Here is a 15,329-nt window from a genome sequence, read left to right as displayed (position 1 = left end):
GCCACTCCCGCGCGCCCGGCTACCCCGCTTCGACGCCGAAGCGGTCCCTTCACTTGCTGACGACACGCCGCGTTTGCCCCTTGACAGGGACCGGCTCCCCTTTAGGATGTCTGCGCCAAGGGGATGGAGTTCCCCGCAAACCGCCGCCTCGGCTGATAACTCCTACCGGTTGCGCTTGCAGGAAAAGGAGTAGCTATGGTCATGCGGCGGGTGGCGGCTGGGCCGATCGGGACGCCGGGCTCTTGCGCGGGCCCGGGAGCCGGCCGCGTTTCCCTCCGGGAGGGGGGGCGGCTGTGACGGCGATCTGGGCGCTTGCGGCATTCTGGTTCGGCTTGGCCCTGGTCGCGAGCCTCTTGGCGAACTGGCTCCGGATTTCGACGGCTCTCGCCGAAATCATGGTCGGGATGGCCGCCTCGATCCTTTTCGGCGCGACCGTCGGCCCCGACGCGCTCCGGCCCAACGAGCCTTGGATCAAGGTCTTCGCCGGCGTCGGGGCGATCCTGCTCACCTTCCTGGCGGGTGCCGAGATCGATCCCCACGTCTTCCGGCGGAAGTGGAAGGAGGCGGCGGCGGTGGGCCTGGCGAGCTTCCTGCTCCCCTCGCTCGGCTGCGCGGCCGCCGGCCATTACCTTCTCGGCTGGAAGCTCATGCCGAGCATCCTCGCCGGCATCGCCCTCGCGGCGACCTCGGTCGCGGTCGTCTACACCGTGATGATGGAGTTCGGCTTCAATCGAACCGACTTCGGGAAGACGATCCTGGCCGCCTGCTTCGTCACCGATCTGGGCACGGTCGTGACCCTCGGGCTAGTCTTCGCCCCGTTCACGCGCAAGACGCTGATCTTCGTGGCCGCCTTGGCGGCCGTGTTCGTGGGGCTCCCCTGGATCACCCGGCAGCTCTTCCGGCGCTACGGGGAGAAGCCCTCGGAGCTCGAGGCCAAGTTCCTGCTCCTCTGCCTGCTCGGGATGGGGGCGCTGGCTTCCTGGGCCGGGAGCGAAGCGGTCCTGCCGGCCTATCTGATCGGGATGACGCTGGCGGGCAGCGTCGGACGCGACCACCTGCTGATCCGGCGGCTGCGCACGGTGACGATCGGGCTCCTCACCCCGTTCTACTTCACCCGCGCCGGCTACCTCGTCTCGATTCCGGCCGTGATCGCCGCCCCGGCCGGCGTCCTCTTCTTCCTCCTGGCCGAAGGCATCGCCAAGATCGGCAGCGTCTATCCGGTCGCGAAGTTCTACGGGTCGACCCACAAGGAGGCGATGTACACCACCCTCCTGATGTCCTCCGGGCTCACCTTCGGGACGATCGCCTCGCTCTACGGGCTCTCCAACGGGATCATCGACAAGGGGCAGTATTCGACCCTGGTGGCCGCGATCATCGGCACCGCGATCATCCCGACGGTGATCGCCAACACCTTCTTCCTCCCGCGCCATCTCCTGCCGAAGCCGGAGGCGGGCGATCCGCACCCCGCAGAGAAGCCGAAGGGGGCTTCGGGCGGCCCGGGCGCGAAGAAGGAATCGAGCCCTTCGTGAAATCGGGCTGGCCACGGGAAGGGGCCCGGGAGTATCTTTGCGTTCATGACCATCAAGAAGCTCGCCCTCTGTTGCCTGCTGCTCGCCGCCGGATTCTCCTACGCGCTGCCCGCCGGGGCCGCGCCCGCCTGCTCGGGCCATGGGTGCTCGGAGGCCTCCGGCAAAGCAAAGTGCGGCAAGAAGAAGGGCTCCTGCGAAAAAGGAAGCGCAAGTGAGAAGGGGAGCGACCGCTCTTCCTAGCCCGGCTCGGCTTTTCCCGGGAGGCTTCGTTCTTCGGGCGCCCCCTGGACGCGGGAATTCCCGCCCCGGTCGAGCGCACGCAATGTCCATCTCCCGGCGGCCCTGCTGGGCACGGATTCCGCCTTCGGCCCGCGCGGTTCTAAAAGAAAGCGGTGGTCCCAGTCGACCAGTCCCGGAGATACCCAGGAGCCGAACCGGCGGAGTTCCTGGCAAGGGACGACCCGGCGCAGCTCGGCGCGGAGCGTGACGGGCCGGGATCCGGGAGGGGAGACGCGGAGGTCGGCTCCGGGGAGCGGCTCGCCCCAGACCGCAGAGAAAAACGGATTCCAGTCGGGATAGGAGGGGAAGTCCGCCGGCTCGCTCCGGACCGCCTCCCGGGAGGCCTCGATCTGGATGCGGGTCTTGATGATTCTCCCCGGCGGGATGGCCCGCGGCTTCATCTTACCTTACATACTCCGTGCGGCGGCCTCCCGTTCGCACGTCGGGGCGGCGGAGCTGGGCATCGTCGTCGGCCGGGCCGACAGCCTCAAGGGCGCGGCCGAGCGGCTCGCCAAGGAGGCGGCCAAGCTGGGGGCCGACGAGGTTGTCTTGATGCAGGTGGGCTATCTCTACGAAAAAGGGGAGGAAGTCGGCCTAGCGGCCATTTCTCACAAGCTTTCTCCTACGGCTTGCAAAACGGGCTCGTCTGCTTCGCTCCCGCTTGGTTTTCCATCCTCGCAGTATGTCTTCATACAGCTCCGGTGGAAAACCTGCGCCCGCCTCGCACCCAAGCCCATTTGCGGCGCCTCGGCTACGAAATTTGTGAGAAATGGCCGCTAGCAGCTTGTCGGGGTTAATGCGAGAGAGCCGCAATGGTTGCGAAACCTCCCTTCCGGGGTGGCAAGAATTTTCCTGCCGAAGCCCAAAAGCGCAGAAGTCGAGACCGCAACCAGCGCGCCGAGGAGGGTGGAGAGCGAGGCGATGCTGGGAGATCCGGTAATCCCTCCTTGGCTAGGCCCGATTCGGCGTCCTCCCATAAGCTTCCAAAGGCGCTTGAAGTTGTACGCCAAGCAGACCAACGACCATTCGCCCTGGACTTTGGCTTGCCCGCGGAGCCGAAACGCTCGGAAGCCCATCACCGATTTAATGATGCCGAAGACTGGTTCGACGGTCTGCTTGCGTCGAGCATAAAGGCGGCGGCCGTCCGGGCTGGCGAGCTTTTCGATCATCTTCCGTCTCCACGGGGCGGTATATTCAACAGGCTTCTCCCGACGACGATCGGCGGGTCGGAACTCGTATCGCCGACGACATTCCAGAGCTTCGGCCCTCATCGCACAGTAGACTTCGATTCCCTCCGCCTGCAGAGCCTCGACCTGTTCGCCATTGGCATAACCGGTGTCCACCAGCACTGCACGGACCCGACCGGCTTCCGTAGGAATGGCCCGCACGTCGGCTTCCAACTCGCCGATGTCGTTGGCGCAGACGCTCACCCGAGCCGAAAGCACCAAGGCACTCCCGTCCGCATCGACAGCCGCCTGCGCATTGTAGCTCTGTTCAAAGGCTTCGTTTCGGCTCCTGCGCATCAGCCGGCTCTCGGGATCGGTCAGGTTGGCTTGCTCCTCCGCCCCAGGCTTCTCCTCCGGAGGCTGGATGTGCCGGCCTTTGGCACTTCCCTTGCGCGCTTCCCGTTCTTTTACCTTCCGCTCGTACTCCGCTCGCTCCCGCTCCGCTCGCTCCTTGGCCCGCTCCTCCAGCCGGCGTTGCGCTTCCTCCAGCTTTTCCTTGAGCCGTTGCCGCCGACCGATCTCCTCGGGCAGCTTGCCCGGATCCGCTTCCTCTCTCCGGTCCGCTTCCTCCGCCTGCTCCAAGAGCTCAGCTACATCCGCCCGCAGAAGCTCCACCAGTTCTCCGGCCCGTTCGTAGGTCACATTGCGATGCTTGCTGGCGTTGGCCCGAATCTTGGTCCCGTCGACACTCACCACCCCCACCTTCAAAAGCTTCATCTCCCGCGCCAGCTCCAAGACCTTCAAAAAACAGTCGGCCACCGCAGCAAAGTTCTCCCGCCGGAACCGGCAGATCGTATCGTGATCCGGATGGGTATTCGCACAAAGGTAACGGACCGCCACATCCCGCCGCGTCGCCGCCTCGATCCGTCGACTCGAAAAGATCCCGTTGGCGTAGCAATAAATCAAAAGCGAGAGCATCATCGAGGGCGGATACTGCGCGTCTCCGGTCCCGCGCACGTTCACTCGAAATCCCCGCAGATCCATCCTCTCCACCGCCTCGATGACAAAATGCACCAAGTCGTCCTCATCCACCCAATTCCGCAGGTCCTCGGGCAAAAGCATCGGCGTCATCCGATCCACTGTCACAAATCGCTCAGCCATGCCCTCTTTTACCATATTCCGGAGGGAAAAGGAAAGTCCGACAGGCTGCTAGGGGAGTCGCGATCCGCTCCGCCGGCGCCGAGTCGCTCCCCCGCGGACCGGGCGCGGGCCGGCCCGGCCCGGGGCGGGAACGGCTCCCGAGCGCGAGCCTCGGGAGCGCGGGAACCGCATCCTGACCCGGGAACCGGCGGCTCGAGAAACCCGGCCGCCCCGCAACCCGCTACTCCTCCCTCTCTTCCGGTCCCCGCAGCCCGTTTCCGCTCTCCAATCCCGGAATCTTCCCGTAGCCCACGAACCGGCTGCCGCCCGGAGCCTCCTCCGGTCCCGGAAACTTCGGCCGGAAGTCGAAGACGCTCGCCCCCCATCGCGGCTTTCCGTGGTAGGTCCGGCCGTCGCTCGCCCCGGCCATCACCCGCTCCCCGGTCGCCTTTTCCCGGCCGAGGTAGATCATCGAGTGGCTGACCGGAGGATCGTTCTTGGTCGCGTAGGTCCCTTCCCAGAAGAGCAGGTCTCCCGGCCGCAGCTCGTCCATCTCGAAAGAGTCGGGATTCGGGCTGAGGACCGCCCGGAAGTTGCCGGCCTTCCGGACCCAGGCGTACTGGCCGCTCGCGGTCCGGGGGACATCCCGGATTCCGCACCGGCGGAGCACGAAGTAGACGAAGCCCGAGCAGTCGATCCCGCCCGTCGCCGGATCGGCCGAGCCGTACCGGTAGGTAAGATCCATCCCCGTCAAGAGTAGCGCTTGCCGGATCAGCTCCCGGACCGGCGCCGGCTGCCGGTCGAAGTCGGCGAGATCCTCGGGCCGCAGGGAGGCGTCGGGCGCCATCCCCGCGGGGCGCTTCTCCTCGCCGGCCGCCGGCTCTCTCTCCTGCGCCCCGGCGGGCGCCACGCTCAGGAGCAGGGCGAGGAGCAGGGGGCCCGCTCCGGTCCGCGGGCCGGGACGGGGAAGCCGCGGCGGTTGCGGTTGCGGCTTGGGATTCACCGGCCGCTACGATAGGCTATCGCCGGGAGGAAAACATTCCTTTCCCGGAACAACCCGCAAAAAAACAAGGAGAACGCAGACCATGAACAGACCGACCCTTCTCTTGGCTTTGTCCCTGCTCTTGGGCATCGGAGCGGCGGCCCCCGCCCTCCGTGCCCAGGAGACCCGTGCCGACAACGCGATGGCCCTCCATCACATGCATGCGGTGATCAACCATGCGGTCGAGATGGCGGCCGAAGGCTCCAACCTGGTGATGCTCGGCGAAATGCGGATGGCCCCCGGGACCGACGAGCTGGCGGCCGAGCACGGAAAAGGGGCGATCCGCGAAGCCAAGGCGTTGGTCAAAAAGGTGATGGAGAGCAAGGCGATGGCCGAGCTCCACAAGCAGGGGCAGGGGGAGAGCCGGGAAATGGCCTACACCCATAAGCTGGCGGAGGCGGCCAACGCCTACATCGACCTGCTGGCCGAGATGTACTCGGTGAACAAAAAATAAGCCGGTCCGGGGGCGGCGCGGGCGCTTTGTGTCCGGCCGCCCCGCCAAGTCGGCGCGGGGGCTCCGCCGGCTCCGCCGCGCGGGGAGCCGGGGCGATTCCCTGCCGCAACCGCCCGAGCCGGCCGGCGGCGGGAGCGGAGGGGGGCGGATTGCCTTGCCGGATTCGCGAAGCAACGGCCCGCTCATGCGCGTCCCCATCCGTCGGCGCTCGCCCGATTCCAAAGCCGGATCAGCATCCCGGCTTGGCCGCGGCAGCGGCAGCCGGGTGGCGATCTCCCAATCGGAGATCCGATCGAAGATCGCCTCCGCGACGCGCTCCGCACCCATGCGATCCGCGAACGCGAGGAAGTCGATGCAGTCTCGCGTCGCATTCCGCCAAAGAATCCACGCAGTCTCGATCCGCGGAATCTCCGCTTCCGCCGGGATGGTGATCTGCTCCCCGCGATAGTCTACCGCGGTCGTTTCCGGCGGTTCCTCCCGGATGAGCCGGCGCGCTCCGGTTTCGATCCCGTCGAGACGGCCTGGATTGGGACCGGACGCCGCACTCGAGCGGTTTTCCCGCCGGCGACAAGACCCTCTCCCGCTCAGGCAAGGGAGCGGTGTTCTTCGACAGAGCGCATCCAAAAGCGGCAGCGTTGCGCCCGGGGATCCGCGGTGCACGCGCGGCAGACCCGCTCGACGACGTCCAGGAGAGAAGGATCGGCCGGGACGGCGGCCGCGCGCAATCCGGTCGCCAATGGCGGCAGGCGTGTAGCCCCGATGGTTGAGGTGGCGAGGCATGCTGGCCCCGCAGAGAACTGTTCTCCCTCCGGCGGAATCGTGTGCGCTTGCCGGCTCTCCGCAAGAGAAGCCGGAGCGGGATCGGAACCCGCCCGCGCGCCGGACTATCCGGCCCCTCCGTTCCCCGGGCCTTCCTCCCGCAGCTCCGGCTCCTGCAGCAGCCGGGCGGAGTGGTCGACCGGCTCCGGGGTCTCGATCACCTCCCCTTCCGGGGCCGCCTGGAGCCCGGTCAACCGCCGCGCCGTCACGAGCACCCGCGATTCGAGGGTCGCCGTCGCCTTGTTGTAGGCCTTGATCGCCTGCTCGATCCCCTTGCCGACCCCGGCCCAATGGCCGGCCAGCGTCGCGATCCGCTTGTAGAGGGTCCGGCCCAGCTCGCTGATCGCCCGGGCGTTCTCGGCGAGCGCTTCCTGCTGCCAGCCGTAGGCGACCGCCTGCAGAAGCGCGATCAAGGTCGTCGGCGTGGCCGGGATCACCCGCTTGCCGACCCCGTAGTCGAGGAGCCCAGGGTCCTGCTGGAGGGCCGCCGAGAAGAACATCTCCCCCGGCAGGAAGAGGACGACGAACTCGGGCGTCGGCGCGAACTGCTCCCAGTAGGCCTTCTTGCTCAGGTTGGCGATATGCTCCCGGACCTGCCGGGCGTGGTCGGCCAGCCGGGCGAGCCGCGTCGGCTCGTCGGGAGCCTCGGCCGCTTCCAGGTAGGCGGCGACCGGCGCCTTCGCGTCGACGACGATCTGCTTTCCCCCGGGAAGCCGGACGACCAGGTCGGGCCGCAGCCGGCCCGCTTCCGCCTCCACGCTCGCCTGCTCGAGGAAGTCGCACCGCTCGACCATCCCCGCCATCTCGACGACCCGGCGGAGCTGCATCTCGCCCCACCGGCCGCGCGCCACCGGCTGCCGGAGGGCCTTGACCAGGCTGGCGGTCTCGCTGCGGAGCTGGGGCAGATGGGTCTCCACCAAGGCCTTGAGCTGCTCGTGGATCGCGCTGTAGGCCCCGATCCGGCTCCGCTCGATCTCCCCGAGCTTCCCGTCGACCTTCTGGAGCGATTCGCGGATCGGCTCGGTCAGGGCCTCGACCGCCTTCCTGCGGGCCTCGAGCTCGGCCTGCGCCCCTTCCTGCCACCGGGCGAAGTTCTCCCGGGCGAGCGCCAGGAACGCCTCGTTGTTCTGCCGGAGCGCCTCCGCCGAGAGGCCGCGGAAGGCCTCGCCCAGCCGGGCCCGGGCCTCCTCGAGGAGCTGGAGCTTTTCCCGGGCCGCCTTTTCCGACTCGGCCAGCCGGCTCGCCAGCTCGGCCAGCCGCGCCCGCGCCTCCCCGAGCTCCCTTCGGGCTTCCGCAAGCTCCGCTTCGATTTCCGCCAGCCGGCCCGCCTTCGCCTCGGCCGCCGCCCGCCGTTCGGTCTCCCGCCGCAGCGCCTCCGCAGCCTCCTCCCCGGCCCGCCGGCTTTCCGCAAGGTCGGCTTCCAACCGGGCCCGGCTCCGCTCCTCCTCCGCGATCCGGGTTCGCAGGGCCGTCCGGCCGCCCCGCGCCCAGAGCCAGGCCGCCGCCGCCCCGGCCGCCGCCCCCGCCAAGCCTATCCACCAGCCGTCCATAGCCGCTCTCCGGCAGAGTCTCCCCAAGATCCGTACCGGTCAACGGAAAACCCGAAACGATCCTCGTGCCCGGGGGACGGGCAAAGGCAACGGCGCCGGGCCGCCTGTTCGGCCCGGCTTCCGGGAAAGGGTCCCGGGCCCGCCGGCGGAGGATCCCCGAAGAGGCGGGGTGTCCTCTGCACGGACGGCCGCGGCGGCGAGCCTCCCGGTCGCACCGGGTCGGCAGCCGGGAGTCGGGTTCGGGAAGGCCGGCGGGCGTCTTTCCCCGCCAGAGAAAAACGCGGGCGCAAGAAGAAGAACCTTTGCGGGCCGGTTTCCGAGGCGCGGGAGTGCTCCGTGATCGCCCGGGTCCGCGGGCTGGAGAGCATTCATCGGCTGCCGACCCGGTCCATTCATCTGGCGGAGGCGCCCCCGGCAGCGGCTCAGACAAGCAGCGGAGAGAGCGAGCGGCCGCGTCTTTCGATCGTTCCCCTAAAGAATCCGGCGGGAGGCGTTCCGGGTTCAGGGCTCTTTGACTGGTCCTCCCCCGCCCGGGTTGCCCGCTGGGCCTTTGACCCAAGCCACTGCGCCTCGGCAAGTTGGACCTTTGACGACCGCTTCCTTTACCTTGGCTTTCGATCGGTCAAGGATTCCACGCCCATGATCAATCTGGGCAAGGATCCGACCCGGCTCTTCAAAACCGGGGACTGCCTGGTCTTCGAGCTTGGAAGGAGCCGCTCCGGGGAGACGTCCACCTTCCAGGAAGGGGATCTGCGCCTCCTTTTGAGCGTCTACCAGGGGAAGCCGATTGCGGTCCTCTACCGGTATCGGGAACCCGGAGTCCGGGAGCCCGTCGAGTTTGCCTCTCCCATCGGGGTCACGCGGATCGACCGGGTCGAGCGAATCGCCGAAGCACGCGTCGAGTGGGAGCGGGAGGGCGGCGGGTACTCCCTCTATGCGGCCATCCCTCTTGCCGCCCTCGGGGTGCATCCGGTTCCCGGCAGCGTCTATCGGGGGGATTTTGGCGTCATCTACTCCGATCCCACGGGAACCGGCGACCAGTTGCGGATGTTCTGGGCCAACCGCCGGACAGGCATGGTCAGCGACCTGGCCACCGAGGCGGCGATAGATCCCTCCCAATGGGGGCTTTTCTCGATCGAGCGATGAATCCGGCCGAATCCCGATCGACTCTTCCGCTACGGCACAGGCCATGGGCTCTGCTGATCGCGCTTGGCGTCTGGCTGGCGGCGGAGTCAGGCTATGGGCAGGGCCAGTGGCAGGGCATGGAGGAGGCAGAGGCTGCCGCGGCGTCATCGGCGCGCCCACTTCATTATTGGATCACCAATACCAATACCGGGGGCAAAGGGTCGGAATCCGAACCGGTTCACGATCATCTCTGGGATGTCTTTTTTTGGAACCGGGAGATCGGCTGGGCCTGTGGCTTTGGCGGGGTCTTTCAAACGCGGGACGGCGGCTGGCACTGGATTCGAAAAAAGCCCCGGGGTGGATGGTATCATCTGCAGATGACCGGCCCCCGGGAGATCTGGCTGCTCGAAGGGGTCCACGGGCAACCCCAAGCCTGGCTCTGGCATTCGACGGACGACGGCAGGTCGTGGAGTGAAGTTTTACCGGGAAAGCTCCGGAGCGCCAGCGACCTTGTCTGCAGAGGCAATCTGAGAGCGGTTCTCTGCGGGGACTTCACGAGCTTTTGGAGCCTTGATCGGGGGGAGACCTGGAAACCGCTCCCTTTCACCGGAGTGATCCGGGCGGCCGTCCCCGGGGACGTCCGGCCGGAAGCGGGATTCATTGCATATGTCCTTTGTGCCGGCGGCCCACAGCAACCGCGCGCACCCCAAGTCTTCAAGAGCACCGATTCGGGCCGGTCGTGGAAAGAGTTGGTCTTGTTCCAAGGGCTTCCCTGGCCGCGGACGATTTTTTTCTCCACGAGCCTAGAGGGATGGATCGGATTGGAGGACGGGGTGCTCTTAGCTACCAAGGATGGAGGAGAGAGCTGGCGGAGGCTGCCTTTTCCCGAGAGGCGTGCGATCCAAGCGCTCTGGTTCGATTCCTTGGGCCGCGGCTATGCGGCTGTGGAGAATTCCCAGCTTGGGCGGCTCGGCACGGCCGTGTTCGCTACTTCGGACGGCGGGCAAACGTGGCGAGGACTGCTGGACGGCGCAAAAAACGTCAATGCCTTCTTTTCGCTGGGGCCGGATTCGGTCTGGGGGGTGGGAAGCGTGCCGGGCTATGTCGGGAATGATCTGGTGGTCTTTTTCGAGCGGTGAGAGAAGGGTAGCCGGTGCACTTTGGCCGCCGGTAGGGAGAGCGGAAGCGGTTTTGGGAAGCTGCCGGCGTGGCCTCTTAGGATTGCTGCGGAGGAGCTGTGGAGAAGCACGGTTCGTCATGGAACGGGCATGGGATGGTTCGAGAGCGGACGGCGAACGAGAAAAGAGCTCTTCGCTGTGTGGAGTGGATGGAGGGGGCAGATTTGCCAATGAGGGATGGCAAGAAACGGTGTTCTTGCCATCCGTCTATGCGGGATTTTGCGTCTAGGCGATTCGCCGAAGGACACTTCGACTTCGTCGATCCTCCTTGACGGCGGATGACCAAGCTCGGGGCCTTTTCCGATGCTTTGGGCAGGCAGGCGGACAAGCTTTCTGCAATGACCTTACCGTTGAGTCCGGAACGAAAGGTGACCACCGGAAGGTGCCGCCGTACCGCCGCAGAGAGCCGGAAGCTCCTCTTCTTGGCGAAGGGCGAAGGGAAGGAGACTTTGCAGGCATCGGCCAAGGGGATGCGCGAGCACGGAGCGGATGCCGAGCCGATCGAGCGCATCTCCATGGACATGGGTACCTCCTACATTTTCGGAGCCAAGGAGCGCTTCCTTAGGGCGGAGGTCTTTTTTTTGACCGCTTCTCCCGCATGCCGATGGCGGGAGAGACCGTCGACCAGGTGCGCAATGAGCTCGCGCGTCAGGGCCTGCCGCAGAAGGGAAGCCTCTGGGCTTCGTGAGGCAACGAATGGACGCGGAGCGGAGAGCAGAAGAGTCCGCGAACTTTCATCTCCGCCGCCTACCCGCGACTGGCATGGGCTACGGGCGGCTCGGCAAAAGATGCTTATCCATGCGAATGTCCAAGAGCGAAGCTCTTGTCTCCAGTGGGCCGACCGCAGCGGTCTTGCTTTGCTCCCTTCCGAAAACTTTCCAAGACGATCAAAGAGCACATGGACGGTGTCCTTGGTCTCCTCCAGAGCCGGGTGACCAATGGCCTCATCGAGGCGACATGCGGCCTTATCCAGCTTGCCAAAAGGATGACCGGAAGCTTCCGAAGCTTCCGGTGCTTGCGAATCGCCGCTTTCCTCAAAGCCGGAAAGCTGAGGTTGGATATTCCCGCCTTGGCCACATGAAACAGCGAGGAGGCATTATTTTCGAAGTCCAGCGGGGATTGGTAATGGAGGCCGCTATGAAGGCGGCGGCGGTTGTAGAAGCATTCAATGTAATCGAAGATCATGATCTTGGCCTCTTGTTTTGTTTTCGGGAGGAAGGAGCCGAAGCACTCGGTTTTGAGCGTGGCCCAGAAGGATTCCATCATGGCATTGTCATAACACTGTCCCTTGCGGCTCATGGAGGCGACGGCACCGCAGGAGTGCAGTAGTGCGTTGAACTCTCCGCTGGCATACTGGACGCCGCGGTCGGAATGGTGCAAGAGCCCTGGGTCAGGGCGCCGGCTTTTCCAGGCCTTCTTCCAGGCTCTTGTCACCAAAGACGTAGAGAGCGAGTCCTCGGCATGCCAGCCGACACACCGGCGGGAACCACCATCGAGGATGGCGGAAAGAGAAAGCCAGCCCTCGGCGGTGAGGATGGAGGTGATGTCACCGATCCAGATCTGGTTGGGGCGATCCGGCGCGGGCATCCGGGCCAGCCAGTTGTCGGCGACCGGAAGGCGATGAGCGCTATCGGTGGTTTGGGGACGGAAGCGGCGTTTTTGTTTCGCGCGCAGACCGAGCTCCCGCATTAAGCGGGCCACCCGATTTTTGCCGCAAGGCTCTCCGGCCTTACGCAGTGCCCAGGTGATGCGCGGGCTGCCATAGGTTCTCCGGCTTTCCAGGAAAACTGGATGGATGGCCGCAAGCAGTTGCTTGTCCCGTTGCCGACGGCTTCCCCGGTCCTTGTGCCGGTGAGCATGGAAGCCGCTCCGGGAAACCTCCAGAGCTTCGGCCAATTCGGTGAGGCAATAATCTTTGGTCATTTTTTGCATCACCGCATATCGCTGGCAGGCATCTCGGCCGACCCAATGCTTTTTGTAAAATGTCGCGCTGACGGCGCAGATAGTCGTTTTCCTGGCGCAACCTCCGCAGCTCGCGCTGCTCGGGCGATTCGGCCGCCAACGTCTTGGGATCGCTGAAAGCCCGACCGCCTTGGGCTTCCTTGACCCACAGATTCAGCGACCAATGGGAAACGCCCAGATCGCGAGCTACCTCGTGAATCGAACGCCCCCCTCGCACCAGGGCCACCGCATTCTCGTTAAACTCGCGGTCATAACGCCGCGCGAACTTGCTGCTGCTCTTTCCGTTGTTCATTTGGAGTTTTCCTTTCTAACCCCCAAAGCCCCTGTCCGCAAAATCGAAGAAACTTCATACAGCCGGGATCAGCGGGAGGGAAACCGGCAGATCCTCTTGGGGGTCGTCATGGCCAATGGCTGGCCGATTGCCCACCATGTCTTCCGGGGCAATCGGCACGATTCGGAAACAGTTCTGCCGATCGTCGCCGATTTGGAGAAAGGCTTCGGGTTGCGTCGGATCGTCTTCGTCGGGGACCGGGGGATGGTGAGCACGGCCAACTTGGGCTTCCTGTGGAGCCAGGGGCATGGGTTTTTGTTCGGCTTACGCCGACGAAGGAGCCCGGAGGTCTTGGAGTATGTCCGCAAGGCCCAGAGCGGTTCCTGGCAGCCCTGCTCTCCGGAGGAAAAGGATCGGGTCTGCGAAGTCGAGGGAGCGCTTCCCGGGCAGCGGATCTTCGTGGTCGAAAGCGCCGAGCGGCTGGCCTACGAGCAGGCCATGCGGGAGAGGGATGTCACGAAGACCCGGGAAGAGTTGGGCAAACTCGCCAAGCGTATCGAAAAAGGAGAGCTTCGGAATCGGGAAGAGATCGGCAGCTCCGTCGCCCGAATCCTCTCTCTCCATCGCGGCCACCGCTACTTCCGCTGGAGTCTGCGGGCAGGCAAGCTCCAAGTGTCCGAAGAGCCGGTGGAGACCGAAAAGCTTCTGGAGGGGAAGTACGTGATCCTCACCGAGGAAAAGGATCTCTCCCCGCTCGAGGCGGTCCGGGCCTACAAGGAGCTCTCCGAGGTGGAAAGAGCCTTCCGGAAGCTCAAGGACGTCCTGGAGCTTCGTCCGATCTACCACCACAATCCCCAACGGGTGCGGGCGCACGTCTTCGTCGCCGCCTTGGCCTTCCTGCTCGACCGGCTCCTGGAGAAGAAACTCAAGGCGGCCAATCTGCCCTTCTCCAGCGAGCAAGCTTGGGTTGCCCTCCGAACCATCCATCTGGTGGAGTTCGCCTTCGGGAGTGAAAAACGTCGTGGGGTCACCGCCGGGAATCATCAGGCCCGGCAAATCCTCTCTACCTTACGCATCTCTGCCCGGGAGCCGTAGCCGACCGCAAAGGGCAAAAATGGGCCCTGTAGTGCCAATTGGAAATAACGGATACTGTCTCGCAACGACTTACGAGACCTTCCCCCAAACATGGGCTGGGGAGATCGGCTCCACGAAGACCTGGACCTGCCATCCATCCGGATAGAGGAGAGGGAGCGCGATGGCGAGCCCTTCGCCTGCCTGGTCCACGTCGGTCTGCTCGGTCCAAAAGCGGAGAAGCGTCTCACGGCATCGATCCACGGTCAGCAAGCTTTCGAAACTTTTCATAACAGCTCTCCCTCCGGAATCGACTGAATGCGCCAGTGATGGCAGACCTTTCGGAAGAAATCTATCAAGTCAGTCGGAGCAAAATCGGCGAGAGGCTCGTGCCGGTTGCGCCCCGCATCTCGACCCGATAAGCTCGGATCGATCCGGTTTTCATGCCATCCCTTCGGGACGTAGTCCTTGTGGAATCTTCGCCGCCGCGTTGGCGAGTAGCCGATTCCTCGGACCCGCACGCCCGCGGGGAGCAGCGCGGCTTCGTAGGTCGCCGGCTCGTCCACCACCCCTCCCCGCACGTGCAACCGCAAGTCGACAAGGATACCTTCCTTAAGATCGAGATCCGCGTCAAATCGACGTCCTTTTTCTCCATAACGCGTAAACGTCAATTCGGTCTGACCATGCCGGAAGACCTTTTCCGCCCGCACGATTTCGATGATCTGATCAGAGCGGTATCGGAAGCTCATGATACGGATTGCCGATGTCTCAATTCCGCTTGCGCTTCCTCTTCCGGCCTCGCTTTTTCCCCCTCCGCCGGGTTTTAGCGCAAAGGATCGACTCTAGCCAATCCTTCCGGCGGAGAGACTAGACAACGCACCGACGGCTCGCGACGGTAGCCGCGATTCTTCCTGCGCCGTGGAAACGGTTGCTCCCCGCGGGCAGCAGAAGAAGCGGTCAGCCCTTCCGGTGGGAGAGAGGAGCCCATTCCTCGGCCAGCAGGCCGAAGAGCAGCAGGTCTTCGAAGACGCCCCGGACCAGGAGCTGCTTTCGCTGGGTGCCTTCCCACCGGAAGCCGAGCTTCTGGATGAGCCGGCGGGAACGGAGGTTGCTCGCCAGGCAGTAGGCGCAGATCTTGCGGAGCCCGAGGACCGCGAACGCATAATCGATGAGGCCGCGGGAGGCCTCCGGCCCATAGCCTCGGGCCCAGAAGGGCCTCCCCAGCCAGAGGCCGATTTCCGCGCGGCGGTGGTTGGGCTCTAGGAAAAGGATCCCGGCGCCCGCAAACCGGCGGGGCTCCTTCTCGAGGATGGCGGCGCTCACGGTCCGGCCGCTTCGGGTCATGGCGATGTGCTCCTCCACCCAGGCGGCGGCTTTCTCGGGATCTTCCGGATAGGTGAGCGAGCGGGTGAAGCGGGAGATCTCCGGATCGCCCGCGAAGGCGCGGACGCTCTCCTTGTCGCCCTCTTCCAGCGGCCGCAGGAGGATCCGGTCGAGGAGGATGGGGAAGTCTCCCGGCAGAGGGGGGATCGCCGCCGCAGGGGAGGGCGGCCCGGGATCCGGCGAGGCGGCGTCGGCTTCCATGCCGCAAGCATCGGGCAAGCCGGGGCGGTTGGCAATCCGGCTTCGGGGGATCCGGGGCCGAGCCGCCGGCGCCCACTCTCCCCTCGACATCCCGACAGAGTTCCTTCATGGATGCGGAGTCCGGGGAGGCCGCGCGGGCGCGCGGGAGAAGAGGGTTGC

General features: G+C 65.4%; 15 protein-coding genes, 2 pseudogenes and 1 riboswitch. Of the genes and pseudogenes, 8 read left to right on the top strand and 9 right to left on the bottom strand.

All coding sequences use genetic code 11. The annotated features are described in order from the left end of the window. Positions 1–110: 110 nt before the first annotated feature. Positions 111–172, top strand: a riboswitch (Fluoride riboswitch). A gap of 121 nt (positions 173–293) precedes the next feature. Further along, entirely contained in the window at positions 294–1,529 is a 1,236-nt protein-coding gene (locus tag MTHMO_RS07240; protein WP_202214178.1) for a cation:proton antiporter, read from the top strand. Positions 1,530–1,574: 45 nt separating this feature from the next. Beyond that, positions 1,575–1,769, top strand: coding sequence for a hypothetical protein (locus MTHMO_RS07235; protein WP_202214177.1), 195 nt, complete (start codon positions 1,575–1,577; stop codon positions 1,767–1,769). On the opposite strand, the gene MTHMO_RS07230 is transcribed toward MTHMO_RS07235, so the two are convergent. Next, positions 1,766–2,209, bottom strand: coding sequence for a hypothetical protein (locus tag MTHMO_RS07230; protein ID WP_202214176.1), 444 nt, complete (start codon positions 2,207–2,209; stop codon positions 1,766–1,768). The genes MTHMO_RS07235 and MTHMO_RS07230 overlap by 4 nt on opposite strands. Between MTHMO_RS07230 and MTHMO_RS07225 the strand changes: the two genes are divergently transcribed. After that, a complete protein-coding gene (locus tag MTHMO_RS07225) occupies positions 2,193–2,588 on the top strand; it encodes a hypothetical protein (protein WP_202214175.1) in 396 nt (131 codons plus the stop codon). The two genes, MTHMO_RS07230 and MTHMO_RS07225, sit on opposite strands and share 17 nt — an antisense overlap. On the opposite strand, the gene MTHMO_RS07220 is transcribed toward MTHMO_RS07225, so the two are convergent. Both MTHMO_RS07220 and MTHMO_RS07215 read right to left on the bottom strand, forming a co-directional pair. Further along, on the bottom strand, positions 2,585–4,135 hold the full coding sequence (locus MTHMO_RS07220) for an IS1182 family transposase (RefSeq protein ID WP_370568278.1): 1,551 nt from the start codon (positions 4,133–4,135) through the stop codon (positions 2,585–2,587). The genes MTHMO_RS07225 and MTHMO_RS07220 overlap by 4 nt on opposite strands. A gap of 220 nt (positions 4,136–4,355) precedes the next feature. Beyond that, positions 4,356–5,117 (bottom strand): C40 family peptidase, encoded by a 762-nt coding sequence (locus MTHMO_RS07215; protein WP_202214174.1) that lies wholly within the window; start codon positions 5,115–5,117, stop codon positions 4,356–4,358. Between the two features lie 82 nt (positions 5,118–5,199). On the opposite strand from MTHMO_RS07215, the gene MTHMO_RS07210 reads away from it, so the two are divergent. Further along, entirely contained in the window at positions 5,200–5,610 is a 411-nt protein-coding gene (locus tag MTHMO_RS07210) for a hypothetical protein (RefSeq protein ID WP_202214173.1), read from the top strand. A gap of 884 nt (positions 5,611–6,494) precedes the next feature. On the opposite strand, the gene rmuC is transcribed toward MTHMO_RS07210, so the two are convergent. Further along, positions 6,495–7,979 (bottom strand): DNA recombination protein RmuC, encoded by a 1,485-nt coding sequence (rmuC, locus tag MTHMO_RS07205; protein WP_202214172.1) that lies wholly within the window; start codon positions 7,977–7,979, stop codon positions 6,495–6,497. A 336-nt stretch (positions 7,980–8,315) separates the two neighbouring features. Here rmuC and MTHMO_RS07200 point away from each other — a divergent pair, with 336 nt between their 5' ends. From MTHMO_RS07200 to MTHMO_RS11000, 3 genes are all read left to right on the top strand, one after another. Then, positions 8,316–9,125 (top strand): hypothetical protein, encoded by an 810-nt coding sequence (locus MTHMO_RS07200; RefSeq protein ID WP_202214171.1) that lies wholly within the window; start codon positions 8,316–8,318, stop codon positions 9,123–9,125. Continuing rightward, entirely contained in the window at positions 9,122–10,243 is a 1,122-nt protein-coding gene (locus tag MTHMO_RS07195) for a YCF48-related protein (protein ID WP_202214170.1), read from the top strand. Before MTHMO_RS07200 ends, MTHMO_RS07195 begins: the two co-directional genes overlap by 4 nt. 937 nt (positions 10,244–11,180) lie before the next feature. Then, positions 11,181–11,363 carry a hypothetical protein gene (locus tag MTHMO_RS11000; RefSeq protein ID WP_237394922.1) on the top strand — a complete coding sequence of 61 codons (183 nt, stop codon included), beginning with the start codon at positions 11,181–11,183 and terminating at the stop codon, positions 11,361–11,363. 26 nt (positions 11,364–11,389) lie between these two features. Here MTHMO_RS11000 and MTHMO_RS10995 read toward each other — a convergent pair. Then, a pseudogene (locus MTHMO_RS10995) lies at positions 11,390–12,286 on the bottom strand (IS3 family transposase); the annotation flags it as partial. Between the two features lie 28 nt (positions 12,287–12,314). Continuing rightward, positions 12,315–12,536, bottom strand: a pseudogene (locus tag MTHMO_RS11255) (transposase); the annotation flags it as partial. Here MTHMO_RS11255 and MTHMO_RS07175 point away from each other — a divergent pair. After that, on the top strand, positions 12,537–13,610 hold the full coding sequence (locus MTHMO_RS07175) for an IS1634 family transposase (protein WP_237394826.1): 1,074 nt from the start codon (positions 12,537–12,539) through the stop codon (positions 13,608–13,610). Between the two features lie 69 nt (positions 13,611–13,679). Here MTHMO_RS07175 and MTHMO_RS07170 read toward each other — a convergent pair whose 3' ends face one another. The 3 genes from MTHMO_RS07170 to MTHMO_RS07160 all read right to left on the bottom strand — a co-directional run bounded on the left by MTHMO_RS07170 (position 13,680) and on the right by MTHMO_RS07160 (position 15,170). Further along, complete coding sequence (locus MTHMO_RS07170) at positions 13,680–13,877, bottom strand: hypothetical protein (protein WP_202214167.1); 198 nt, start codon at positions 13,875–13,877, stop codon at positions 13,680–13,682. Continuing rightward, complete coding sequence (locus MTHMO_RS07165) at positions 13,874–14,335, bottom strand: hypothetical protein (protein ID WP_202214166.1); 462 nt, start codon at positions 14,333–14,335, stop codon at positions 13,874–13,876. The genes MTHMO_RS07170 and MTHMO_RS07165 overlap by 4 nt, the downstream gene beginning before the upstream one ends. A 208-nt stretch (positions 14,336–14,543) precedes the next feature. After that, positions 14,544–15,170, bottom strand: coding sequence for a GNAT family N-acetyltransferase (locus MTHMO_RS07160; RefSeq protein ID WP_237394825.1), 627 nt, complete (start codon positions 15,168–15,170; stop codon positions 14,544–14,546). Positions 15,171–15,329 lie beyond the last annotated feature (159 nt).

Origin of the sequence: Methylacidimicrobium sp. AP8, from assembly GCF_903064525.1 — a bacterium.
Lineage (GTDB): Bacteria > Verrucomicrobiota > Verrucomicrobiia > Methylacidiphilales > Methylacidiphilaceae > Methylacidimicrobium.
This window is presented reverse-complemented; position numbering and strand designations above follow the sequence as displayed.